This window comes from Bacillus nitroreducens, from assembly GCF_964021195.1.
The window spans coordinates 3,432,182-3,458,522 of the sequence record NZ_CAXHYI020000003.1; the positions used below are offsets into that span (position 1 = coordinate 3,432,182).

Consider the following 26,341-nt stretch of genomic DNA (forward strand, 5'->3'; position numbering starts at 1 on the left):
CCTAACCAATTAGAAACTATAGGGGGAAGTTCGGTGAAGAAAAAGAAAGTTATCATTTGGGTCTTGTCGATTGTGGGAGTACTCGCAATTGCCATTGGTTCAGTTTCCTTTTTCATAAAAGGGAAAAGCCTTGCATCTGTAGGTGAACAAGTCGATGAAATGAACGTAGCAGTACAGAAAGCTAAAGAAGAGGAATTGATAGAAACCATTCTAGTTACAGGCCAGATTGTTCCAGAAGGCGAGCAGAAGGTATACTTAAATCCAGAACATGGAGCGATTAAGGAATATAAAGTGGAAGAAAACCAAACGGTTAAGGCTGGCGAACCACTATTTGTCTATGACACTTCTAAGCTAGACACTGAGTTAGCAAGGGCAACTAGAGAAAGAGACTTAATTCAGGTCAGAGCTAAAACAGAACAAAGTCAAATCGCATCACTTGGTAAACGGATAGATGAAGCAAAAAAGAAGATAAAAGCACAAAAAAACAAGCCTAAACCAGAGACCACTGAAACGAAGGAAGATCCGGACCAAGAACAAGTAGAAAAAGAACAAGTCGAAGAAGTACCTATTGAAGATGTGAACCAACTTACAAGTGAAAAAGTGCAAATGGAACTACAATATGAAAATACGAAATCTGAAATTACAGCTGCAAACGAGAGAATTACTGAAATCACGAACCAGAAAAAAGAAATGACAGTTGTAAGTAAGATTGATGGCACGATTGTGAAGGTAAATAAGAACCTTGCAACAACAGAAGCGGGTGCAACAGAACCTGTTATACATATTATTTCCAACAAACCATATAAAGTCATTGGCACAATGAGTGAGTTTGATGCCGTAAAGATTCAACAAGGACAAGAGGTAATTGTCCGTCCGAAGGTATATAAGGACCGCGAGTGGAAAGGTATAATCGAATCTGTTTCTCAATTCCCAGATGGGAGCGACGCTGGTGGAGAAGGCGGCGAATTTTATGGCATGGGTGGCGGAAATGTCACCATGTATCCATTCAAGGTTGGGATTACAGATGATACATCAGAATTACGTCATGGTTTTCACGTTTCATTAGAAATCCGAATTCCTGGAACTGAAATTCTACCAATCGTACCACATACCGCTATTTTAGATGAAGGTGGAGTATCAGTTGTGTATGTTCTAGTGGACGGATTCCTACAAAGACGTGAAGTTCAAACAGGTTCGATGAATGATGAGTTTATCCAAATTACAGAAGGTATTACAAAGGATGAACAAATTGTAATCGCTCCATATGAAAGCATGTATGATGGAATGGAAGTGACCTCCTTTGATGAAGTTGAGTAAGATTACAAAGGTATACGGGAACGGTGCCCTAGAGGTACCTGTTTTACATGGCATTGATTTAACGATTGAAGATGGAGAATTTATTGCAATCATGGGACCGTCTGGTTCAGGAAAATCAACGTTAATGAATATTATTGGTTTCTTAGATACAGCTACTTCTGGGACGTTTGAATTAAATAATGAGGAAATCGGTTTAGTAAAGGATAAAAAACTAGCCAAATTACGAAATGAACATATCGGATTCGTCTTTCAGCAATTTTTTCTATTACCTCGGCATAATGCATTGAAAAATGTCGAGTCGCCTTTAATCTATGCTGGTATACCAAAACGGGAACGAATCCAACGGGCAAAGGAAATGTTGGACAAGGTGGGACTTGGAGACCGCATGAAGCATTTGCCGAACCAACTCTCAGGTGGACAAAAGCAAAGGGTTGCAATCGCAAGAGCACTGGTGAACAACCCCTCCATTGTATTAGCAGATGAACCTACTGGTGCTCTTGACTCGAAAACGAGTGAACAAATCATGGAGCTAATGGTCCAATTAAATAACGAGGGAAGAACCGTCATTATTGTTACACATGAGGAAGAAATTGCTGCATATGCAAATAGGGTTATCACATTAAAGGATGGATTGATAACGGATGATCAGAGGAGAAATCTATGAGTCTATTAGAAAGTTTTAAAGTAGCATTATCCTCGATATGGAGTCATAAAATACGTTCCATTTTAACAATGCTTGGGATAATCATTGGTGTCGCTGCTGTAATTATTATTGTCGCCATCGGCCAAGGTGCTAAATCTAAGATGACTGAGGAGCTTTTTAGTCTTGAAAAAAATGCGGTCGATCTTTGGTATCAGCCGATTCCTAAAGAGGGGGAGGAAGAATCAGAGATGTTCTGGATGGAACCTGAACTAACCTCTGAAGACGTTGATACCCTTTCACAAGTACCAGGTGTAAAGGCGGTTATTGCGACAAACCAAGGATGGGGCCCTATGACTTACAATGATAAGCAGGGAGATATGGAGATCACTGGAGTTGGACCTGAATTCTTTTCTGCCCGAGATATTCACATTGTCGAAGGACGCCCTATTAATGCACGAGACAATGATGGAAGAAATCGTGTCGTGATGATCGATACGGTTGCAAGAGATAAATTCTTTCAAGGGAAAGATGATATCATCGGTGAAATCGTCGAGCTGAATGGGAATCCATATAAGCTTATTGGTGTCTATGAATCTCCTATTCCTGAACAATATCGTTATAATGAATCAGGAGAAATGCTAATGCCTCGAGGAGTAATTTCGATGATGTTTGGAAATTTAGAAATTGAACGATTGGCTATTGTTGCAGATGATCCAGAACGAATCTCAGAAATCGGTCGTTCTGCCGCAGATACCCTAACACGAGCAAAAAAACTCGAAGACGGAATATATACCGTTAATGACTTTTCTGAATATGAGCAGGAATTGGATACAGTTATTAACATTATGACCTTGGTCATCGGAAGCATCGCAGGTATTTCCTTATTAGTAGGTGGTATTGGGGTAATGAATATCATGCTCGTTTCTGTAACTGAACGAACGAGAGAAATTGGCCTTCGAAAAGCACTAGGGGCAACAAGAGGTCGCATTCTATTGCAATTTCTCATTGAATCCATGACATTAACTTCATTAGGCGGTATGATCGGGATCGGTCTAGCTACCTTAGGAACGATCATCGTATCTAATTTTGCACCAATTTCAGCAACTGTAAGTCCACTTATTGTAATCATAGGTGTTGGTTTCTCAGCGTTTATTGGTATTATATTTGGAATCCTACCAGCAAACAAAGCATCGAAACTTAGTCCAATTGATGCTTTGCGGTATGAATAGGATTTTAGAAGAATGGCTGGATATTTTCCAGCCTTTTTCTATTTTCTTAAAGGATGATCGAAATGAATGTCGAAATTTAATAGAGGAGAGCATCATTCAATAGGAATATCTCCCGCACAACGTGAATCTTAAGACCTTGTCATATGGTCGTGGAATTCATAGTTTTTGTTCCTAAAGACAGACCTATATGTTCAGTTGATTTTCTTTTGTACATATAAAAATAGAAGTTCAATGCGTATAAAATGCCGAAGAAATAGACTTTAATAGAGGTGGTAGTGCAATGAAACATGAAAAATATGAAATTATTCATAACAATGAAAAAGCTGAATTCTATACATACATCATTGATAATTCACCTAGTATTGACCCTGACCGTAAAAGACCAATGATTGTTATATGTCCTGGCGGTGGCTATGTACATACATCAGACCGTGAGGCAGAACCTGTCGCCATTCAATTGCTTAGTAGAGGTTTTCATGCAAGTGTTTTACGGTATAGTGTTGAACCTGCTGTTTTTCCTCATTCACTTTGTCAACTTGCGCGCGCAATTGGATTGATAAGGGAGAACGCTGAAAATTGGAATGTGGATCCCAATAAGATCATTGTGATGGGTTTTTCAGCTGGAGGACATTTAGCAGCCAGCTTAGGTGTGTTTTGGGATAAGGAGTTTATAAAGGAACAACTACCCTATTCAAAAGAGCAAATCCAACCTAATGGATTAATTTTAAGTTATCCTGTTATTTCATCTGGACCGCATGCTCACGATGGTAGCTTCCGCGCTTTATTAGGTAATCAGTCTGAGGATGAAACCCTTAGACAATTTGTATCACTGGAACATCAAGTTTCAAATGAAACACCCCCCACTTTTTTATGGCACACAGCATCTGATATGGCCGTACCTGTTGAAAACAGCATGCTTTTTGCGCAAAGCTTATTAAAACATAAAATCCCGCTTGAGCTGCATATTTTTCCAGAAGGAGTGCATGGCTTATCACTTGGAACAAGAGAATCTCAATTTAAGGGAAGAGATGATCATATTCAGCCAGCAGTAGAAAATTGGATTGATATGGCAAGTAGATGGGTAAATGGATTATAAGGAGTGTAAAAACTGAGTGGGATTTTCCAGTCAGTTTTTATTCGTGTTCCAATGATATCAGCTGAAAATGAAACCTAATCCCGATTTAATTCGTATTACATATTAGTTCATACAACAAATGATTCTTTAATTTGGTATCATACTTATATAATTTGTTATCTATTTCATATAGTTACAATGGAGTAGATTTTGCAGGAGGCGTTATGAATGGGAATTATTAAAGCAGCAGTAGGTGCAGTAAAAGGGAATTTAGCAGACCAATGGCTTGAGGTCATTGAACCACAAGCGATGAGTGATACAACCGTTATGTCAGTTGGAGTGAAAGTTCGGGCAAAAGATCGTCGAAATCAAAATTTTAAGGGAACCGATTCGACGATTTCAAATGGTTCGATCATTCATGTACATCCAAATCAATTTATGATTTTAGTTGATGGCGGAAAAATAGTAGATTATACAGCTGAAGAAGGCTATTACCAAGTTGTCAACTCTTCACAACCATCCTTATTTAATGGGCAGTTTGAAGAAGCATTATATGAAACGTTTAATCGATTTAAGTTTGGCGGTGTTCCATCCACCTCACAAAAAGTGTATTTTATCAATCTCCAAGAAATTAAAGGGATTAAGTTTGGCACTCGTAATCCAATTAATTATTTTGATAATTTTTATAATGCGGAACTATTTTTACGTGCGCATGGAACATATTCCATTAAAATCGTAGACCCTATCAAATTTTACATGGAAGCTATTCCTCGTAATAAATCGAATGTAGATATTAATGACATTAATCTTCAATATTTATCTGAATATATGAATGCCTTGCAAACGGCTATTAATAAAATGTCGGCAGATGGAATTCGTATCTCACATGTTACGTCAAGAGGAATGGAACTTGCAAAATATATGGCTGACGTTCTCGATGAAGATTGGACACGTATGAGAGGTATGCAGATCGAATCGGTCGGGATTAACAGTATTACGTATGATCCAGAATCACAAAAACTCATCAACATGAGAAACCAGGGTGCCATGTTACAAGATCCATCTGTACGTGAAGGGTATGTACAAGGTGCCATTGCTAGGGGCTTAGAAGCTGCTGGATCGAATGAAGCGGGTTCGATGCAAGGCTTTCTAGGTATGGGTATGGGCATGCAAGGAACGAGTGGATTTATGGGTGCGGCATCCGAAACAAATCGTAAGCAAATGCAGCAACAAGCCCAAACACAACAAAATCAGCAGCCTGCTAACTCAAATCAATGGAAATGCTCGTGTGGCCACACAAACTCTGGAAACTTCTGTTCAGAGTGTGGCTCACCAAAACAGGTAGCAAAAGAAACTTGGAAATGTCAATGTGGTCAGGAAAACAGTGGAAAGTTCTGTTCAAATTGTGGAAATAAAAAGCCTGAAGAATTAACATGTAAAAATTGTGGGTTTAAACCATCTAATCAACAGGCAAAATTCTGCCCAGAATGTGGAACACGTTTTGAACATTAATCAACCATGTACGAAAGAATAAGAGGTGATAATGGTTGGGGGTAATAGTTTATAAATGTATAAATTGCGGGGGACCGCTTGCATTCAAAGCGGACACACAAAACTGGACCTGTGATTATTGTTTAAGTGAATTTTCTGAAGAAGATGTAAAGAAATTTATTGACCGTGAAAGGGCAGAGGAAGAAGCTGAAACGAGTGAACAATCACTCCATCATGCAAAAGAGCTAGATCAAGAATTTAATGAAAAGGCAACAGGCTATACATGTAGCAGCTGTGGAGCTGAAATCGTCACCGATGATACCACAGCCGCAACCTTTTGTTATTATTGTCATAATCCAACGATCATCCCGAGACAGTTAGAGGGAGAATACCGTCCTGAGATGGTCATCCCCTTTAAAATTGATCGCAAAAAGGCAGAAGAGACATTTGTTAAATGGTGTAAGAGCAAGCCATTACTTCCTAAATTCTTCACATCAAATTCACAGCTTGAAAAACTATCTGGAATCTATGTTCCATTTTGGTTATTCGATAGTAACACAACTGGAAAGATTGAAGGTGAAGCGAGAAGGGTTCGCAGCTATACAATTGGGGATACACGATATACCGAAACAAAATATTATAAGGTAATGCGTGAAGGGAAAGCCATCTTTCGTGATGTACCTGCTGATGGTTCTAAAAAGATGGATGATAAACTAATGTCCATCCTTGAACCTTATGATTATCGTGATCTAACCGATTTTTCGATGTCCTATTTATCAGGTTTTTTTGCAGAAAAATACGATATGAACCAAAACGATGTATATGGTCGAATTTCGAACATCCTACGTAATAATGTTGGTACCTTACTTGAAGGTACCATTCATGGGTACAATTGGGTTTCCGTTCAAGATACTAACGTAAAATTATCGAATGTAAAAGCAAAATACGTTTTATTACCTGTATGGATGTTCACGTACCAATTTAAAGGCAAGACCTATATCTTTGCCATGAACGGGCAAACTGGAAAAATTGCAGGGGACCTACCAATAAGTTTTGACAGGGCAAGTAAGTGGTTTGGTATGATTTCTGCAAGTGTCTTTGCGATTCTTTCATTAGGAGGGCTATTTATATGGTAAAGAAAAAGATTCTCTTTCTATCATTTATCCTCCTTTTGTTCGGTTTTGCGACAGCTGTGATTGCGAATACAGAATTTGTTTTTGACCAGGCGAATTTATTTTCAGATGTCGAAAAGGTAGAATTACAAGATGAGGCAAATAGATTAAGTGAACAATTTCAAATGGATATACGTATTGTCACAACGAATGATAGTGAAGGAAAATCGGCAAGGCAATATGCTAGCGATTTTTATGATCAGAACGGATTCGGTTATGGAGAAACAGAAGACGGGATATTGTATTTAATCGACATGGATAATCGTGAAGTCTATATCTTTACGAGAGACCGAATCGTTGATTACTTTCCAGACACAACCGTAGAAGAGGTTCTAGACCATGTATACCCGTATTTGACAGAAGAGGCATTTGGTGAAAGTGCAAAGGCATTCTTAGTTGATCTTGAACAAGTGATGTCATCAGGAATTCCTGAAGGCTCAACTTCATCAGGAAACTATGCGCAGTCAGATGGATCTTATTCCACAAGTCCTTCGCAAGGAGAAATTGTTAAAGAACTATTACTATATCTTGGAATAGCCATTGTAATTGGGGGCATTTCTGTTGGTGTCATGGCCATGAACAACAGAGGGCGCTCGTCCACAACCGCTCATACGTATTTAGATTCAAACTCATTTAAAGTAACGAAAAAAATGGATCGACATTACAACACACGTGTCACTCGACAGAAAATCCAAAGAAATTCAAGTGGCGGTGGTGGAGGCTCTTCTTTTTCTGGCGGAGGAGGCGGAAGATCTGGCGGTGGAGGAAGAGGATTTTAACTCCTTTAAATTTATTACTTGTCCAAACAATGTTTGTTAACTTGTTTGGACATTTTTTCATTTTCTATTTTAAGAACATCTTAATCTTTTTAAGGCCATTTTTTACGTTCGGATATCGAAATGGTATATCAAATAAGGTGGTTTGTTTAAGGACACTTTTTTTATGGGAAAAGGTGTCAAAGCTACCTTTACCATGATAAGCCCCAAATCCGCTTGTTCCAACACCACCAAATGGTAAATACGGTGAGACAAAGTGATAGACTGTATCATTCACACAGCCACCGCCAAAGGAAATACTGTTCAACATGTTTTGTTGAACGGATTTGTTTTCGGAAAAAATATAGCATGCTAGTGGTTTGGGATGCTTATGGATTTCTTCCACTACATCTGATAGTTCTTCATATTCAAGTACAGGAAGGATAGGTCCGAAAATTTCATCTTGCATGACGGGATCATCCCATGTAATGTTCGTTAAGACTGTCGGCTCAATCGCTAAATCCTCTTTCTGCGTCCTACCACCTATATAAAGATCACCGTTATCTAAAAAGGAACTCAACCGATTGAAATGTCTTTCATTGACGATATGGGTGAAATTTGGATTGTCCAACGGCTCTTTCACATATAGATCGGTAATTGTTTCTTTAAATTGCTTTAGGAATTTGTCTTTTATGTTCTTATGTACATAAAGGTAATCAGGTGCGATGCACGTTTGACCAGCGTTCGTGAATTTCCCCCATGCAATACGCTTTGCTGCTAACTTACTATTTGCATCTTCGTGTACAATACAAGGACTTTTACCACCTAATTCTAACGTTAGCGGGGTTAAATGTTTCGTAGCAGCCTCCATAACAATTTTTCCAACTTGCACACTCCCCGTAAAAAAGATGTAATCAAATTTCTCCTTTAGAAGGGCCTCGCTAGTCTTAACACCTCCTTGAATAACCGCGATATACTCCTTGGGGAAAAGTTCAGTTATGATTTTTCCTAAAATCTCGGAAGTATTGGGTGTCAACTCTGATGGCTTAATGACTGCACAATTTCCTGCAGCTATGGCTCCAATTAAAGGGGCTATCGCAAGTTGAAATGGATAATTCCATGGTGCAATGAGTAAGACTGTCCCATATGGCTCCGAATAGATGTAACTAGTAGATCCAATGTGAGTCATAGGTGTTTTTACTTTCTTTGGTTTTACCCATGAACGCAAATGATTAATGGTAAAACGGATTTCTGCAAGGACAAAACCAATCTCAGATGTGTAGGCTTCAAATTCCGACTTATTTAAATCTTTCCGTAATGCATCTAATAACGCTTGTTCATGATCAATAATCGCTTTTCTTAATTCCTGAAGGGCATGGATCCGAAATGATATATCTTTAGTCTTTTCTTTCCTGAAAAATTGCCTCTGTTTATCTACGAGTGACTTGTAATTTTCCAACAACATTGCCTCCTTTCAAATTATGCCTTAATCATCTGAATAAGTTTTAACATATCCTGTTTATACAGAATCCTCGGGACAGGATAGAGTGGATTGGCTTCCTTTAATGCACGTTCTACTAAAACTGGTATATCGTGATCAATAATACAGTTTATCACTGAAGGAATTTCCATTCGTTCATTTAGTTCTCTAATTGCACGGATAAACTTTTTTGCCTTTTGCTCAATTGAATCAGTTTGTTCACTTATCCCCACGATATCAGCCAATTCCGCCAATGGGGTATATACGGACTCTCCATAATACTCCAACACATAAGGTAATATAATGGCATTCGCAAGGCCATGTGGCACACCATAATTCCCACCGAGAGTATGTGCAATTGCATGAACATAGCCAACATATGCACGTGTAAAAGCCATACCCGCTAAATAGGCAGCTTTCTGCATATTTCTACGTGCCGCCATGTTTTCACCATTTCTATAAGCCTCATAAAGATTATCAAATATCAATTTGACAGCCTCAACACTCCATTGTTTGGTCTCTTTTGTATTACTTTTTCCAATATACGCTTCAATTGCATGTGTAAGTGCATCGATTCCTGTTGTGGATGTGATATGTGGAGGAAGTTTTACTGTTAATAACGGATCCAGGACCGCAAAGTGAGGAATAAGTGAAGTATCCATAATGGCATACTTTTCATGTGTCTTGCTGTCTGAAACAACTGCCGCCAGTGTAGCTTCACTACCTGTTCCTGCTGTTGTTGGAACAACAAACAATGGAGGCATCTTCTTCAAAACCTTTAACACGCCTTTCATTTGTTTAATCGTCTTATTAGGTCTTGCAAGTCGTGCCCCTACACTCTTGGCACAATCAATTGGAGATCCTCCTCCAAAAGCAACAATCCCTTTGCAATTGTTTGCCTTATATAGTTGTAAAGCCTCTTCAATATTAGCAATCGTGGGATTTGGCACAGTTTTATTATAAATCACATAGTTTATTTCTTCACTAGCTAAGCCTGTAAGGAAATCATCCATTAGACCTAAAGAAACAATTCCTTCATCCGTGACAATTAAGACACAATCAATTTCTTGACTTTTGATCAACGTTGGCAGTTTCAAAACACTTTTTTCTCCTTCTACTAATTCAGGTTCACGCCAAGGCAACATGTAGGAAGCCATTTTCATTACAGTTTGAAAGCTTCTACAATACAATTTATACATGTTATTCCCTCATTTCTTAGTGGATTAATGGCAATGCTTTGCATTTCGGCATAACTAAAATAGGGGACTTAAAGTTTGCTATTTTCACATCTAGCTGGAACTCTAACTTATAAATTTATATTCTTTTTAGTCCATTTCCATGTTTTAGGACACATCATATATACAGCTAGATTAACAAAATTTATCACTAGTGTCATTGTAAATTGATTTTATTACCAGACGTGAGGGAAGGGGACTAAATGTCAAAAGTACGATTAAATATCCATTCAGTTTTTTGTTATTTGGATATACCGATAGGCTCCCAACCATTTTATCGTTAAATAATATGTTTTACTATGAGCTATCAGGAGTTAGCTGGAGATATTTTTCTAAGATAATTTAGATAAAAATATAGTAATATTATTTCCTAGATTCAGTTTGAGAGGTAAACTTATTGTTCTATTTCGTTTTTATGTATGTTTTTTGATGTAATCCGTGCTTGATTAAAGGAGAGGGAACCTTAGTTCGCATTTAGCTTTTTAGTAATATGAAAGAATAATAGGAAGAACACAATTATTCTAAAAGAAGAATCATGTTACGATTTCATTCCTTAATAAGGCTTTGTTCTTATAGGTTGCATAAATTGAAAAATCTATATATTCTATAAAATAGATAGGGCTATATTATATACGGGAAATGAGGAAAAAAATTTGAAGATAAATGTTATCCAACCTTTATACCAACAGGCATATAGAGAATTTAAAAAATTAATTTTAACTGGGCAAATCTTACCAGGACAGAAGATTGTCATGTCAAAACTTGCTGAGGAATATAATATTAGCCGAACTCCTTTAAGAGAGGCATTAAGACAATTGCAGACGGAAGGATTAATTGTCCAAGATCAATCAGGCATGAAAGTTGTCGAATTAGACAAATCAGATTTCTTGCAACTTTTTCAATGTAGAGTGCTGTTAGAAAAAGAAGTGATTCGCATGGTTGTTGAGGAAATTAAAGAGGCACAACTGAATAAAGTGTCTGATGTCTTAGCCGATTCTAAAGAGGCAATTGAAGACGGAGATAGTTTCAAGATCCTTGAGTTAAACACACAATTTCACGAACTATTAATTGAAAGTTGTTCAAATCGTCAACTAGCGTATCTGCTAAACCACGTACGATCTTTGTTGTTAATTAATAGAGCAAACATTAACAAAAAACCAGAATATTATAAAGAGATTTATCATGAACATGTAAATATTTTTAATGCAATTAAGTCTAGGGATGTAAATAAAGCTTTAGAAGTAATTGAGGAACATCTTAAGAATGACCATATAAGAGGTCAATCCGTATTGGAATAAAAAAGTTTCATCTATTTTCATGACCTGAGTTTGGTATCCAACCAGACTCAGGTCTTTTTATTTTACTTGTATGCCTAGAAGGAGGTAGGTGAGGTCTCTTTAAACAAAATTAAAAATTTTTTAGTGTTGATTTTTAAAAAAACGATCATTTTTTATTTTTCCAGAAAAACGTATTGAAAAATCATTTACACGATTCAACCTAAATATAAAAGGGGCATGGTATAAAGTCTTAATCAAAAAATTATAGTAGAAAATCTGTAAGGTTTGTATGATGATCACATTGAATATAAAACATTCTAAATAGATTGAAAATTATGTTGACTTAATGATGAATCGTAATTAATATTGAATTACGAATACTGTATACAGTATACAGTGAATAGGGGTGAAAAATAGAAGAAAATAAAATACATGAGAGTATATTCTTTTTTATTAACCACTCGCAAATTGTAAGCGCAACCAGTAATTAGAAATTCCATTACATCAATGAATGATTTAGTACGTAGTTGTTCGTAATCGCAAGGTACTTATGCAATTTTAATTTTGTACATAGGAGGTATGATAATGAGCATTGAATTAATTTCAATCCTAATTCTTTTACTCATGTTCATAATAGGCTCGGTCTTACCGATCAACATTGGACTATTAGGTTTTATCGCATCTTTTATAGTCGGATCAATAATCGCAGGTATGGAAATCAATGATATATTTGCTGGTTATCCAGGGAACTTATTCATTCTACTTGCTGGGGTTACTTTCTTCTTTGGGATCGTACAGAATAATGGAACTATCGATTTAATTACAAAGTGGGGAATGAAACTAGTAAGAGGGAATATCGGAATGATGCCATGGGTCATGTTTGCTATCACTCTATTATTGGCATCGATTGGTACACAGGCTACTGCTTGTGTCATGATTATTGCTCCAATTGCATTAAGAATTGCTGCAAAGAACAACATAAATCCTGTGATGATGGGTTCATTAGTTGTTATCGCTTCAACTGCTGGTGCTTTCTCGCCACTAAACCTCTTTGGATTAATTGTTAAAGGGGTGATGGAAACAAGTGCGATACCGCATGAGCCAGTGTTACTTTTCATTAATACAACATTATTTAGTACATTAGCTGCCATTATTGTTTATGTGGCAATGGGTGGAATCAGTCTACTAAAAAACAAAATGGCATCACAGGCCTATGCAGCTGCTACTTTAGAAGAAGGTGTAGCTAGCGAAGAAGTGACATTAACTTGGTATCGAGCAATGACGTTATTAGGAATTGGGGCACTTATTGTAATGGCTCTTGTATTAGAAATGGACATGGGCTTTTCAGCACTTTTAGTCGGCTTTGTACTTACATTGATGGCGCCAAAACAGAATGCTAAAGTAATTGGCACTTTACCATGGACAGCCATTTTTATGATTTCTGGTATTGTGACATATGTGAGTGTACTTAAGAGTATTGGGGCCCTAGATTATATGACTGATCTGATTGCATCAGTAGAAAGTCCATATATCGCATCATTAGCAGCTTCATACGTTGGAGGAATCATTTCTGCATTTGCATCAACAACAGGGTTTTTAGCAGCGATTATCCCACTTGCTGCACCAATTCTTCAGGACCCAGCGGTTTCATCAGTTGGAGTCATTGCAGCAATATCGATTGCTTCTAGTATAGTCGATTTAAGTCCTTTTTCAACGAGTGGAGCATTACTTGTTGCAAATGCTCAAGGGATGAGTGAAAGAGAGTACTATACAAAACTGTTAACTGTTGCTGGATTTATCGTTGTATTAGGTCCAGGATTAGCTTGGCTCTTATTCGTACTAATTGGTGTACCATGGGGATAAGAAGGGCATAGGCAATGTCAAGTTAGACATTCTTTAACTACTACAAACTCACATATTCACTCAGACCGAAACATACCGTATACAGTATGCAAAATACAATATACAAGATTTTGATAAGTGATTATATAACTAAGCAGAACCACAAAATTAGTCATTAGAGTGAACTAAGGTAGTCCTAGATTCATATCATTATTTTTTAATAGGAGTGATAAGAAATGACAGCTTTAAAAGGAGTAAAGGTTTTAGATGCATCTCAAATTATGGCTGGCCCTTATTGCACAATGGTTTTAGCCGACCTAGGTGCAGAAGTCATTAAAATTGAAAAGGTTAATGGCGGTGACGACTCAAGACAAATGGGTCCTTATGTAAATGGAGAATCAACTTGCTTTTTCCAAATTAATAGAAATAAAAAAAGTGTAGCATTAAATTTAAAAACTGAAGAAGGGAAAAGGATTTTTAACGAGTTAGCAAAGGAAGCAGATATTATTGTGGAAAATTATCGACCTGGTGTAACTAAGTCACTAGGAATTGACTACGATTCTATGAAGCAGATAAATGAAGGGATTATCTATTGTTCAATCTCAGGATTCGGTCAAACTGGCCCGTACTCTCATAAAGGTGGGTTTGACTTAGTTGCTCAAGGGATGACAGGGTTAATGAGCATGACAGGACTTCCAGGCGAAAGGCCATTAAAGTCTGGTGTCGCTGTTTACGATATTGGTGCTGGAATTACAGCTGCATATGCCATATTAGCAGCTTACATCCACAAATTAAAAACAGGAAAAGGGCAACATGTTGACATTTCTCTTGCAGAAGTAGGACTGCCTTGGTTTACATGGGAAGCTGCTGCATATTTTGCAAAAGGGGTCATTCCTGAGCCATCAGGATGGAGACATCGAGTATCTGCTCCATATCAGGCCATCAAAGCGAAAGATTCATACATGATGATTGGGTGCGCAAACCAAAGGACATGGGAAAAATTTGCTGTTGAGGTACTTGAAAAACCAGAATGGGTAAATGATGAAAGATATAAAACAAACTCACTTCGCCATGAACATGTTGAAGAGCTGGAAAGAGAAATAGAAGAAATCACCACTACCAAGGATGCTAGTTACTGGATTAGTAAGTGTGAACAAGCAGGAGTACCATCAGGACCAATTAACAACTTTGCAGAAGCACTTAACAATGAACATTACCTTGCAAGAGATATGGTAGTGGAAATGGAGCATCCACTGTTAGGAAAGATGAATGTAATTGGATCTCCAACGAAGTTTTCAGATTCAAAGGTTGAAATTAAAACACCTGCTCCTTTATTAGGAGAACATACTGAAGATGTTTTAAAACAGCTTGGTTATTCCGATGAAGAAATCCAAGCATTAGTCCAACAAGGGGTCGTCGATTCACAAATGCAAAAGCAAGCATCCCGATAAATAAAGAAAACAAATTACTTACATTCAATTAAAACAGGAGGGGTAAATTTATGTCAGTAAATGAAGCAGTTGATGTCGGAAACGTCAAATTAGAACGTTTTGGTGCTGTTGCCCAATTAACCCTATCTCGTCCTAATGCACTTAATGCGATCACTTGGGAGATGTATCAGCAACTTGAAGGACATTTAAAGTACCTTGCAAATGATACCGAAACTCGTGTACTGGTCATTCGTGGAGAGGGTGAAAAAGCATTTGCAGCAGGTACAGACATTGGGCAATTTAAAGGCTTTTCTGGTCAAGATGGAATAGACTATGAGGCTAGAATTGACAGTATTGTTGATCAGTTGGCATTCTTTCCTAAACCAACGATCGCAGCTGTAAATGGATATGCGGTTGGAGGAGGGCTACTTCTATCGCTAGCATGCGATTTACGTTACGCCACACCAAAAGCAAAATTTGGAGCCCCAATGGCAAGGACACTTGGTAATTGCTTGAGCTTTAACAATTATCAAAGATTAGTTACAGAGATTGGGCAAATGCGAACGAAGGAATTACTTTACACTGCTCAGGTTATTTCGGCTGAGGAACTTTTCAAAGTTGGTGCGTTAACAGCTGTTTTAGATCAAGAAAACTTCTTTGAAAAAGTGTTAGAAACGGCTACTAAAATCACGAAGAATGCTCCATTAACTGTTAATGCAACAAAGGAAGCCATGATCAGAATAAACAAAAACAAAAGGATGAATATCCCAGAAAATGCATTTCATGATGTCGTTTCTAAGGTGTACGGCAGTCGGGACTTTGCTGAAGGAGTATCAGCTTATTTAGAAAAACGTTCTCCCGAATGGGTTGGAGAGTAAAATACGAATGGAGAAAATGGAGGCTACAAAAATGGGAATCTATCGTTTGGGCGAGTATACACCAATAATTGATCCAACTGCCTATATCGCACCAGGGGCACAAATCATCGGGAATGTAGAAATTAAGGCAAATGCTTCAGTTTGGTTTAATGCAGTAATTAGAGGAGATAATGAAAAAATAATGATAGACGAAGGGGCAAATGTGCAAGACGGGGCGGTCATTCATTCGGATCCAGGTTATCCAACCTACATTGGAAAAAATGTAACAATTGGACATAATTGTGTCATTCATGGTTGTACAATTGAAGAGGGCGCAGTTATCGGGATGAATGGCACCGTTCTTAATGGAGCAACTGTTCAAAAGCAATCGTTCATTGCTGCTGGTGCCCTCGTCACTGAAAATAAAACAATTGAAGAACGGATGCTCGCTGCTGGTGTACCAGCAAAAGTATTGAAAGAACTATCGAGTAGTTTGATTGAACGTGCCGAAGAAGGGGCTACATTTTATATCAATAATGGAAAACGATTTAAAGAAAATAACATTTTATAAAAAAACACTTTAAATCGTGATTAAGAGTAGTGATTAGTCTCTGACGCAAAAACAAATAAAATATAGAGTTTTAAAGTTTTCTCTAGCAGAATGCTTTCTGAAACTCATATAATAGTATATAGGGTGACACATAGTCACCCTACTTTCTTTTAAATATAAAATTGAGAAAAGGACTAGATGGGTATGAGATTTGTTTTGGCTCCAGATTCTTTTAAGGAAAGTATGACTGCTAAACAAGCGGCTCTAGCAATGGAAAGTGGAATTAAACATGTGTTTCCTGATGCTGAGTGTGTCATTGTTCCAATGGCAGATGGTGGAGAAGGAACAGTTGAATCACTTACTAGCGTAACGAATGGGCGGCTCGTAAAAACAGAGGTAATTGGACCTTTAGGAAACAAAGTAGTAGCTGAATATGGCATTGTTGAAAAGACAGCTATTATTGAAATGGCTAGTGCAAGCGGATTACAAATCATTCGTAAAGACGACAGAAATCCGTTAATCACAACAAGCTATGGAACAGGCCAACTCATTAAACATGCACTTGATCAAGAGGTAAATCGAATTCTAATCGGGATTGGTGGAAGTGCAACAAATGATGGTGGTATAGGAATGCTTCAGGCACTTGGAGTCTCCTTTAAGGATAAGACTGGGGCTGAATTACCTTATGGTGGTGGAGCGATAAATGAATTATATTCGATTGATACCAGTGGTCTAGACCCTAGATTAAAGGATGTTCAAATCGATGTAGCATGTGACGTGACTAATCCTCTAACAGGGGAAAATGGTGCTTCTGCTATATTTGGACCACAAAAAGGAGCAACACCCGAAATGGTTGAACTACTTGATAAAAACTTAGTTCATTATGCCACTATCATACATAAAGAGCTTGGTATGGATGTTTCATCAATCTCTGGGGCTGGTGCAGCAGGAGGTCTAGGCGCTGCATTAATTGCTTTTTTACATGCCCGACTTCTAAAAGGAATCGATTTAGTCATTGAATTTACAGGATTGGAACAAACCATACAGGGTGCTGACTATGTTTTTACTGGAGAGGGAAGTATTGATCACCAAACATTGTTTGGAAAAACCCCATTTGGTGTTGCTTCATTAGCAAGCCGTTATCACATTCCAGTCATCGCTTTTGCAGGACGAGTGGGCAATGACATAGAAAAATTATATGAAAATGGATTTACGGCTATCTTTAGTATACTTAATGAAGTTACAACATTGGATCATGCATTAACCTCAGGTGAGAATAATCTTACGAATACAGTAGAAAATGTATGTAAAGTATTAATGTTGAACAAGTAAAATTAGACTGGAATGGATAAAGATACTTTCACAAAAGAAAGCTATCCTAGTTTGATAGCTTTCTTTTGTAAACCGTATAATTTAAATTGATTTCATTTGTACCTTCTAACTAATGATTAAACGTACCGTGAAATCAGTTATTAAACTATCATATTCGTATCCTAATCTAACGCTTTACCGATATTTCTTGAAAAGTTCTTCTTTGTTTCTTGGATACTCTTACTATTTACAAACCAGATACCTATTAATACAAATAAAACGCCTAACAATGTAACTACATTTAAGGTTTCTTGTAAAAAGATATATCCAGAAATGACCCCAACGATAGGTACCAGTAACAACGAAATCGATGCTTTGCTTGCCTCCGTATTCTTTAAAATACGATTCCACATAACAAAAGCCAATGCCGATGCTATAACCCCAGAATATAGAATATACATAACTGGCATAACACCCCAATGAGAATCACCGTGTTCAAATATAAGGGTATAAACGAACAGTCCCACTGCTCCAATTGTCATTTGCCAAGTGGTAAACTGAACCGTGTCACAATGCTTTAATTTCACTTTAAAAATCAAGTTAGCAACTGCCCATGAAATAGCGGAACTTAAAGCCAATAAGATAATCCAAAACGATCCATCTAAACGAATATTCATCGCTAGAACTAATCCCACAATGCCGATTAAGATACCGAATGTTTTACGAGCCGTTAGCTTTTCAACAGGAATCCACTTGTGTGCCATAATTGACAAGAAGAGAGGCATGCTGTAAGTCATTACTGAGGTAAGGCCCGCACTTATGTAGTTGAGTGATATTTGAATGGCTATGTTAAAATAGGCAGTTTGAAACAGTCCACATAAAATGAACCACTTGAGATCGCATTTTTTTGGGAGTGGTACTTTTTTCAACCAACACACACCAAGGAGTACAAAGGAACCAATTAAAAATCGGAAAGCAGCAAACTCTCCTGGGGGAAAAGAACCATTCCCTAATTTCATGATGACGAAATTAAATCCCCAAATCATACATAGCATTATCATTCCAATATTCATATCAAATGCCCTCTCCATTATCATTTTTTTAAGAAATAGGAATAATCAATTGAGTTCACACTCATTCAGTGTTAGAATCCAATCTAAATTAAAGACTGGCATAATGACTGGGTTACTTACTTTATATTTCAAATTCAATTTCATTCTTATAAAAGACTTTACATTGAGATTTACTTTATGTCTAATATATAAATATCAACTAATTAAGTGGTAATACGACTTAATGGGGGCGGGGGAGAAAACATGGAACTTCGTCAACTTAGATATTTTATGATTGTTGCAGAAGAGTTACATTTTGGTCGTGCGGCAAAACGTTTACAAATGACACAACCACCTTTAAGTCAACAGATTTTACAACTCGAGGGTGAACTTGGAGTAAAGTTGTTTGAGAGATCAAAAAGAAATGTAGCGTTGACAAATGCTGGGGTGACTTTTTTAGAAGAAGTGCGCCAAATTCTGCGTAAATTAGAGGAGGCTAAATCTTTAGCCCAAAGGGTGCAAAGTGGCACAGCAGGACAATTGGTGCTGGGGTTTGTTGGTTCAGCAACGTTTAGTATTCTTCCTGTCGTAGTTCGTGGCTTTCAACAGCAGTTTCCAGACGTTGACATAATTCTTCAAGAAATGCCTACGCCAACACAAATTGACGCATTGCATAATAAAGAAATAGATATTGGCTTTGTGAGGCCACCTATTTTTGATCCGCTTTTATCACTTAAGTCCGTTTTTCAAGAATCATGCATCGCTGTCGTACCGAATTCACATCCATTTTCGGAACGAACTTCTATTTCAATAGAGGAACTTAGAAATGAACAATTTATATTGGTTGAGAGGGAAATTTGGCCAAATTGGTACGATGACATCATCTTAAAATGTCACAATGCTGGTTTTTGCCCCAACATACGTCAAGGTGTCAAAGAAATACAGACAGTGATAGGATTAGTTGCCTCTGGACTAGGAATTAGTATCGTACCTAAATCGACATCTGACTTTCATAAACGTGATGTATCCTACATCAACATAGAAAAAGAAGCTCCAAGAGTTGAGATAAGTCTAGCGTGGAGAGCGGATGATCATTCCACTTTGGTTAATCATTTCATCACTACTGCCACACAACTTATCGAAAGCATGACATGTATAGATTAATAACTTCTTCACAATGACTACTGTTTAAGTGTATTTTATAGATAGTCAGAGAAAATACAACCGAAAAAATTTAACACAAGGACAATTTGCCATTATATGAAAAAATATGAGTAGATACTGGATAGATATATTAGCAATCGAAAAGGCTAATTTGAGTGTCTTAATCGAACTTTTTAAAGTATGACATTTTCCCTTTTAACATACTTACCGACAATTACTCTTGTGTTAGTCTACACTCAGTTGAAAATAGTTTGATTATCTACTGAGAAGTACTTGACTAACGAATTTGATAGATTTGATATTAGTAATGGAGCTATCTTAGTCAAGATAGCTTTTTATAATTTGCAGGAAGTAATCGTTCTATCTATACAAAAGTTAACAGAACAACATACTGTATTAAGTAAGGATGGTGAATGTTGAGTAGAATGATCACTTTTACCATCATCAAAACCCCATTGCTTATACAGCTGATAAAGGACGTTGATTTGGTTTTATTAAACTCAATACGGTTCAATAACCAATGACAACTATCGAAACCATCATTATATACACATCATGTCATCTTTGATAGGGAAGTCATACTTGCATTTGCTAATGGATAAGTACGAGCGATTAATATCTATGATACTGATTTTTGAACCGTACAAAGGATCTGAATCCTATATTTAAGGACTTAGATGTAGGAGACTGGTATGCGAGCTGGTGTATCACATACAAAGAAGTTAGTTACGTTAGGCGCTGAAAAGGTCGTATGAAAATTGCTCAACATTTGTACAAGTCTTTACGAATTTACGTTGGATAGAGCCGATCCCGCTCATGTTTATTAGTAAAGCTTCACTTGTCATTAAAGAAAACAACGTAGATGATATACAAACGAGGGCTTTTTAATATGCCCTGAAGGGGTGTGAAGAAAATGACAATTGAATTAGGGGTATTAATCTCTGTATTAGGATTGATTATTGCATATCAAGGATACCTGTTAAACAAGAAAAAGCATCTGTTAAATCTCCAGAAGGAAGAGAAAGATGATGTCAAAGCTGATGCCGAAATACGAGCTCAATTGAGGTATATAAGCAAAGGGGTAGATGATATCCGTATTGACTTAAGAGCAAATGAACGGCAAATGATTGCCTTGGGGGAACGTATTACTCGAGTAGAAGAGAGTTCAAAACAAGCACATAAACGGCTAGATAATTTAGAAAAGGATAGTTTAAAGAATAAATAATTCTCATTATTTTGCTGTTATTAATATAAGTACAGTCAGTAAAGGAGACAGCCCCCTCTAAAGAGAAATAAAAACGGTATCTTTCGAACCAAAGATGAGCATGTTTATCCTATTCATGCTCATCACATTCTTCACAATCTTCAGTTTTCATAATTTCCTCAAAATTGATGTATCCAGGTTTTTTCACCAAAAAAGTTTCTAACAGAAATACATCAAATTACCCAATAAATCATTGGAATAATATGGTTATAATGAACCTAGTTTCATATATTTCCAAAATATACAAATAGGGAGATTGGAGTTACGTCTAAGAATTTAGCGGTATTGGTTTTAAGTATTGTAATAACGGTAGCTGGAGTAATTTCTAGACTTATGTATCTTAATTACATATATGGTTTTAGATTAAAAAATGAATAAGAAGGGAACATCAGTATGAAGACGCCAAATTGGAAGTGGGTATTTATTTCATCAGGCTTAGCAGGAATCATCGCGGCTTTAATAGCTTATTTTGTGGAGCATGGTGTACCAAGAGCTATATTAGTAGCATTGACTACTTTCTTTATCGCTCAGATTTACCATAGAATAACTGATAATCAAAATAAAAAAAATAGTGATTTGTAATGTTACTTGAGGTAAAAAGCTAAAGGGGAACAATTATCCATTTGACTTTTGTATTAAATTGTACATATTCATGCATGCAATAGAAAAAATAACGGCTAGCAATAGGAAATAGATTATTTCCTGTTTTTCATTTTATATTTATACTTTGGGTATATATAATAACATCAATTTTATTGTATATTCATTAGACATTTAAAGTTTTGTTAGACAATACACATTCATTAATGCTGTTACTTTTTATTTTTTTGAAGGATTTTGTTTATTCATATAGAAGTATGTTTAAAGGTTTATTATATTAAGGTATCTAGTACACGAAGGAATGGTGTGATCATATTTCCCCATTAGGGTTTAAAGTTGTTCACCTTAAGTAATATTGTGTCTAGTAAACAAAGGAGTTACAAGATGAAAGAGGTAGCAAGTAGAAATGGTAGTGTAGAGAAGGCCCTTTCGGTGCTCGAATGCTTTGATTTAAGAAATCCCTCCCTTACATTGGATGAACTTTCTGAGAAAACAACATTTTCTAAACCCACTGTCTTCCGGATAATTTCTTCCCTTGAGAAGTTTGGGTATATTAAGCGCGTCAGTCAAGATGGTCAATTAAGATTTCAGCTAGGCATGGCATTTTTAGAAAAAAGCCAAATTGTTTACAGTCATTTTGATATTAGAGAACTTGCAAAACAAGAAATGTTGTTACTACGTAATGAAAGTGGATTATCAGTTCAATTGGCTATTCGTGATGGGAATGAAGCCGTTTATATTGAACAGTTTGAATCTTTAACTACTTTTCGAGTATTTCCACAGGTAGGAAGGCGTGTTCCTTTATACGCAGGAGCCTGTCCGCGGACACTTTTAGCTTTTATACCTGAGGAGGAGCAAAAAGCTATTCTAGATAGTTATACGTACACATCTTTTACACCAAATACAAAAATCGATTCCTGCATGATTTCCACTGAATTAAAAAAAATAAAAGAATATGGGTATGCAATCAGTAAAGGAGAATTACATAAGGGAACAATTGCGATATCCGTTCCGATCTTCGATATAAATAAACGTGTGATTGCTGCATTAAGCGTAATTGGGGACGATAGAAAAGTTGATTCTCAAAAACAGCAATATTTGATCGCTAGTTTAAAAGAAAGCGCCAATAAAATACAAAAAAAATATTAAAGTCTAAAAACAGGGTCTTAATATGGGCCCTGTTTTCTTTAATACGTGCCACTTTTTAAGTGTTTTCTTTAATCAAAAAATTTTCAAAATTTGATGATTTTTGAAGAAAAATAGTATATAATAATCAAAAATCACAAAATGAAATTGATATTTCGAATAGTGAAATGGAGGGAGAAATATGAATCTACAAACATCTACAAACCATCCTGCTATAGGAAGTGGTAAACTGAGTCGAGGATTAGGTTTTGTTGATTTATGGAGTGTCGGCGTAGGTGCATTAATAGGTGGGGGTATTTTCACGGTAATTGGGCCTGCGGTTGCACAGGCAGGACCTGCATTATTTATTGCGTTTTTAATTGCGGGGATTATTGCAATTCTTTCTAGTATGAGTTATGCAGAGTTAGCTTCGAACTGGCCGTATGAAGGAGCTTCATATGCCTATTCAAAATTTGCGTTTTCACCAATACATAAGGATTTAGGCCGTTTGATGGCATTGTGGTGTTCAGGTCTATATTTTCTATCATTTGCTTTTGCTGCTGGGGCTGTAAATCTTGGCTTTGCTGGATACTTCAATTTTATTTTTCCATCATTGTCTCCAACAATTGTTGCGCCCGTTGTTTCAATAGCAATTACTGCATTACTTTTAATCGGTATTAAAACTACAGGTAAAATAAATACCATTTTTTCAATCATCCAGGTAATAGCATTATTCGCAATTGCAATTATTACTATTTTTCAAAATCCTGTTGGGCCATTTTTACATAATGACTTTATGCCGAATGGATGGACAGGAGTATTTGCTGCGACTGCACTAATTGCTTTTGGACAAATGCAAGTAGAAGCAGTATTAACACTTGGAGAAGAGGCGAAAAATCCACGTCGCAATCTCCCACTAGCGCAAATTTCATCACTTGTAACAGTTGTTGTCTTATATTGCTTAACTGGATTTGGCGTTGTTTCAGCAGCAACCCCAAGTGACCTTGCAGCTTCGACTGCACCTTTGTCATTAGCAATTGAAACCGTTCTTCCTGGAGTAGGTGCTGTGTTAATTGCGATTGCTGCATTGACAGCAACTGGCACTTCAACAGTTGGTTGTTTATTAGGTTCATCTAGAATGTTATTTGCTGCCGCTAGAGAAAATGCTGTTCCGGCATTTTTAGCGAAAGTGAGCCCGAAGACACATGTTCCTGTTACAGCCACTTTATTTACAGGTATTATTGCATTGGGGACTACTCTTATGAGTACGATGGGATATGGTAAAGCTATTTCAATTGCGGTGGGAGCTGCAGTATTTGCAAACTGGCTTATGATGGCACTTATGAACATTGCATTAATTGTAGTACGTGTAAAACAACCACATTTGCGACCCGTTTTCCGATTTCCAGTAAATATAAAAAACATTCCCATATTGGCAATCGTTGCTGCAATCGGATCTTTTTGGATTCTAACTTATATTGAGACACTTCCACTATTAATCGGGATTAGTTGGCTCGTCCTGATTACTGCTTTTTATTATCTATATTCTAAAAGTAGGTGGGAATACCTTGATGAAAAAGATATGGAGACTATCACAAAAGAATAAGGGAGATGAGTTCATTGAAAAGTGTATGGCTACAAGAAAATAAATGGGAAGATGTTGAGCGGTATTTACAAACGAAAAAAACAATTATTGTACCTGTAGGAAGTGTAGAACAACATGCGAAACATTTACCACTAGGGACAGATTCTTTTGTTGCACTTCGGGTTGCGGAAGAGGTTGCAGAAATAACCAATACCCTAGTGGCTCCTCCAAATTGGGTCGGTTGGGCACCACATCATATGGCTTTTCCAGGAACAATTACATTGCGCCCAGAAACCTTAACGAATTTGGTATATGATATTTGTAAGAGCTTAATCTATCATGGATTTGAAAAAATTATCGTTTTAAATGGTCATCGTGAGGCTAATCTGCCTCCATTAAAAATAGCTCTTACAAAACTACGCAATGAAACTGGAGCATTTCTAGGAATAGCCGATCCTTTTTATATTGCTGATCAGATTGCGAGAGAAATCAAAGTTTCAGAACCCGGCGGCGTAGGACATGCTGCTGAGATGGAAACCTCACACATGTATTATCTATATCCAGAACTCTGCGACCCTTCAAAAGCAGTCAAAAATGTACACAATAAGCACCCATTTTTACAACATGACCCTTTTGTTGAAGGAGATAAAGTTTTCGTTCCTAGTGATGTAGGTGTGTATCGTGAAGGTGCAATTAATGTTGGAGTTGTTGGTGACCCCACTGTTTCAACAAAGGAAAACGGAGAGATCTATCACAATGCTCTCGTTAAAAATATGATAGAACTTATTAGATATTGTGATGAAGAAGTTACCGTAACAGTAAGGAAGAGAGAAATTCCTCTTTAGACATTCATTCTGAAATAACAAATAATCCTTTGCTGTAACCTTTAATCTTATTATTTCAAATACTTAAGTAGATAGGAAAATGCAGAGATTCTCTGCGTTTTTCTATTTTTAAATGAATTTTTTCAACCTACAGACGTTTTAATAAGTGGTTAACCAGATACTGGTGAATACAAAAAGGCTGTTAGAATAGAAATTTCCCTTGTAAGTGTTTCATCGTCCGAAAATATATAAATAGAGATTATTCATCATTTTATAAACTTGCCAACAGAATTAATTGTTATTACAAACGGTAATAACGGTAATACTCTAATTTTAAAATAGGTGAATTCATTATGAATACGAACAAGTTTAAATACTATGTAAATTTGTTAGGTTAATCATTTCTTTTTGCCATAACATATCTTCAGATCGTTGCTAGTATTACAAACCAAAATAACCACTGTAGGTGCAGCTTATTTTACATTCAGTTGGGTAATTACGCTATCCTATAATGATGTTTGCTGGGAATACATCAGTAGATGGATGGGGAAGTAGTCTATGAATACAATAGAATCTAATTCAAATAAATTGACATAACAGAGGATAGTTGAATTTGTAAAGCGTTCACGAGCTCGAATTATGTCGAAATTGAAGCATTAAATATTATCTCTGGTCGAAATCGAAAGAGAAACTTTAGAATTGGTTGTTAAACCTTTGGTGTTTATAGTATTCATAATAAATTTCATTAATATAATGAAATTTGAAATAGGTGACCCAGAATGAACAAAGACGAGCATAAGTTTGAAAATTACTTGATGATCAAGAGTTAATAAAAAATACTGATTATACAAAAGAACAACTTAGATAAATTTACCGCATAGATTTCGAAAAAAAGATAATTCTCCTTACTAGATCCTAAATTAGAGCCTCAGCAACTTGATTACGTAACTGTACCCTGTATATTTACCTGGCCGTTCTGTTCCAAAGATGAGGCTCTCGAAAGGGTGTAGGTTCCTTAGTTAGTATATTCCAGGAACTAAGAGCAACCATTATTGTTCTAATG

22 protein-coding genes are annotated in these 26,341 nt (G+C 36.7%); 19 read left to right on the forward strand and 3 right to left on the reverse strand.

Going from position 1 to position 26,341, the window contains the following annotated elements:
* Nucleotides 1–33 precede the first annotated feature (33 nt).
* From ACWPVE_RS20655 to ACWPVE_RS20685, 7 genes are all read left to right on the forward strand, one after another.
* Complete coding sequence (locus ACWPVE_RS20655) at nt 34–1,317, forward strand: efflux RND transporter periplasmic adaptor subunit (protein ID WP_453996664.1); 1,284 nt, start codon at nt 34–36, stop codon at nt 1,315–1,317.
* On the forward strand, nt 1,301–1,981 hold the full coding sequence (locus ACWPVE_RS20660; RefSeq protein ID WP_453996665.1) for an ABC transporter ATP-binding protein: 681 nt from the start codon (nt 1,301–1,303) through the stop codon (nt 1,979–1,981). Before ACWPVE_RS20655 ends, ACWPVE_RS20660 begins: the two co-directional genes overlap by 17 nt.
* The gene (locus tag ACWPVE_RS20665) at nt 1,978–3,189 is read left to right on the forward strand and encodes an ABC transporter permease (protein ID WP_453996666.1); all 1,212 of its coding nucleotides are present in this window, start codon (nt 1,978–1,980) and stop codon (nt 3,187–3,189) included. Before ACWPVE_RS20660 ends, ACWPVE_RS20665 begins: the two co-directional genes overlap by 4 nt.
* A 280-nt stretch (nt 3,190–3,469) precedes the next feature.
* The gene (locus tag ACWPVE_RS20670) at nt 3,470–4,285 is read left to right on the forward strand and encodes an alpha/beta hydrolase (protein ID WP_453996668.1); all 816 of its coding nucleotides are present in this window, start codon (nt 3,470–3,472) and stop codon (nt 4,283–4,285) included.
* Between the two features lie 207 nt (nt 4,286–4,492).
* The gene (locus ACWPVE_RS20675) at nt 4,493–5,776 is read left to right on the forward strand and encodes an SPFH domain-containing protein (protein WP_453996669.1); all 1,284 of its coding nucleotides are present in this window, start codon (nt 4,493–4,495) and stop codon (nt 5,774–5,776) included.
* A 35-nt stretch (nt 5,777–5,811) separates the two neighbouring features.
* A complete protein-coding gene (locus ACWPVE_RS20680; protein ID WP_453996671.1) occupies nt 5,812–6,891 on the forward strand; it encodes a hypothetical protein in 1,080 nt (359 codons plus the stop codon).
* A complete protein-coding gene (locus ACWPVE_RS20685; protein ID WP_453996673.1) occupies nt 6,885–7,706 on the forward strand; it encodes a TPM domain-containing protein in 822 nt (273 codons plus the stop codon). The genes ACWPVE_RS20680 and ACWPVE_RS20685 overlap by 7 nt, the downstream gene beginning before the upstream one ends.
* 64 nt (nt 7,707–7,770) lie before the next feature.
* Here ACWPVE_RS20685 and ACWPVE_RS20690 read toward each other — a convergent pair whose 3' ends face one another.
* Both ACWPVE_RS20690 and ACWPVE_RS20695 read right to left on the reverse strand, forming a co-directional pair.
* The gene (locus ACWPVE_RS20690; RefSeq protein WP_453996675.1) at nt 7,771–9,141 is read right to left on the reverse strand and encodes an aldehyde dehydrogenase; all 1,371 of its coding nucleotides are present in this window, start codon (nt 9,139–9,141) and stop codon (nt 7,771–7,773) included.
* 20 nt (nt 9,142–9,161) lie between these two features.
* Nucleotides 9,162–10,361, reverse strand: a complete 1,200-nt coding sequence (locus ACWPVE_RS20695; RefSeq protein ID WP_453996677.1) for an iron-containing alcohol dehydrogenase — start codon at nt 10,359–10,361, stop codon at nt 9,162–9,164.
* 689 nt (nt 10,362–11,050) lie between these two features.
* On the opposite strand from ACWPVE_RS20695, the gene ACWPVE_RS20700 reads away from it, so the two are divergent.
* The 6 genes from ACWPVE_RS20700 to ACWPVE_RS20725 all read left to right on the forward strand — a co-directional run bounded on the left by ACWPVE_RS20700 (nt 11,051) and on the right by ACWPVE_RS20725 (nt 17,685).
* Nucleotides 11,051–11,695: a GntR family transcriptional regulator gene (locus tag ACWPVE_RS20700; RefSeq protein ID WP_453996679.1), complete on the forward strand. Its 645-nt coding sequence runs from the start codon at nt 11,051–11,053 to the stop codon at nt 11,693–11,695.
* A gap of 564 nt (nt 11,696–12,259) precedes the next feature.
* The gene (locus ACWPVE_RS20705; protein ID WP_453996681.1) at nt 12,260–13,537 is read left to right on the forward strand and encodes an SLC13 family permease; all 1,278 of its coding nucleotides are present in this window, start codon (nt 12,260–12,262) and stop codon (nt 13,535–13,537) included.
* Nucleotides 13,538–13,752: 215 nt separating this feature from the next.
* Complete coding sequence (locus tag ACWPVE_RS20710; RefSeq protein WP_453996683.1) at nt 13,753–14,967, forward strand: CaiB/BaiF CoA transferase family protein; 1,215 nt, start codon at nt 13,753–13,755, stop codon at nt 14,965–14,967.
* A 50-nt stretch (nt 14,968–15,017) separates the two neighbouring features.
* Nucleotides 15,018–15,824 (forward strand): enoyl-CoA hydratase, encoded by an 807-nt coding sequence (locus tag ACWPVE_RS20715; protein ID WP_453996685.1) that lies wholly within the window; start codon nt 15,018–15,020, stop codon nt 15,822–15,824.
* A gap of 31 nt (nt 15,825–15,855) precedes the next feature.
* Nucleotides 15,856–16,374, forward strand: coding sequence for a gamma carbonic anhydrase family protein (locus tag ACWPVE_RS20720; RefSeq protein WP_453996687.1), 519 nt, complete (start codon nt 15,856–15,858; stop codon nt 16,372–16,374).
* A gap of 183 nt (nt 16,375–16,557) precedes the next feature.
* Entirely contained in the window at nt 16,558–17,685 is a 1,128-nt protein-coding gene (locus ACWPVE_RS20725) for a glycerate kinase family protein (protein WP_453996689.1), read from the forward strand.
* A 161-nt stretch (nt 17,686–17,846) separates the two neighbouring features.
* Here the strand turns inward: ACWPVE_RS20725 and ACWPVE_RS20730 are convergent, their stop codons facing one another.
* Entirely contained in the window at nt 17,847–18,737 is an 891-nt protein-coding gene (locus tag ACWPVE_RS20730; protein WP_453996691.1) for a DMT family transporter, read from the reverse strand.
* Nucleotides 18,738–18,980: 243 nt separating this feature from the next.
* Between ACWPVE_RS20730 and ACWPVE_RS20735 the strand changes: the two genes are divergently transcribed.
* The 6 genes from ACWPVE_RS20735 (at nt 18,981) to ACWPVE_RS20760 (ending at nt 25,299) form a co-directional block, all read left to right on the forward strand.
* On the forward strand, nt 18,981–19,880 hold the full coding sequence (locus ACWPVE_RS20735; protein ID WP_453996693.1) for a LysR family transcriptional regulator: 900 nt from the start codon (nt 18,981–18,983) through the stop codon (nt 19,878–19,880).
* Between the two features lie 913 nt (nt 19,881–20,793).
* On the forward strand, nt 20,794–21,105 hold the full coding sequence (locus tag ACWPVE_RS20740) for a hypothetical protein (protein ID WP_453996695.1): 312 nt from the start codon (nt 20,794–20,796) through the stop codon (nt 21,103–21,105).
* A 432-nt stretch (nt 21,106–21,537) separates the two neighbouring features.
* Nucleotides 21,538–21,726, forward strand: coding sequence for a hypothetical protein (locus ACWPVE_RS20745; RefSeq protein ID WP_453996697.1), 189 nt, complete (start codon nt 21,538–21,540; stop codon nt 21,724–21,726).
* A 402-nt stretch (nt 21,727–22,128) separates the two neighbouring features.
* Nucleotides 22,129–22,893 carry an IclR family transcriptional regulator gene (locus ACWPVE_RS20750; RefSeq protein WP_453996699.1) on the forward strand — a complete coding sequence of 255 codons (765 nt, stop codon included), beginning with the start codon at nt 22,129–22,131 and terminating at the stop codon, nt 22,891–22,893.
* 178 nt (nt 22,894–23,071) lie between these two features.
* The gene (locus ACWPVE_RS20755; protein ID WP_453996701.1) at nt 23,072–24,475 is read left to right on the forward strand and encodes an APC family permease; all 1,404 of its coding nucleotides are present in this window, start codon (nt 23,072–23,074) and stop codon (nt 24,473–24,475) included.
* Nucleotides 24,476–24,489: 14 nt separating this feature from the next.
* Nucleotides 24,490–25,299, forward strand: a complete 810-nt coding sequence (locus tag ACWPVE_RS20760) for a creatininase family protein (protein ID WP_453996703.1) — start codon at nt 24,490–24,492, stop codon at nt 25,297–25,299.
* Nucleotides 25,300–26,341: the final 1,042 nt, after the last annotated feature.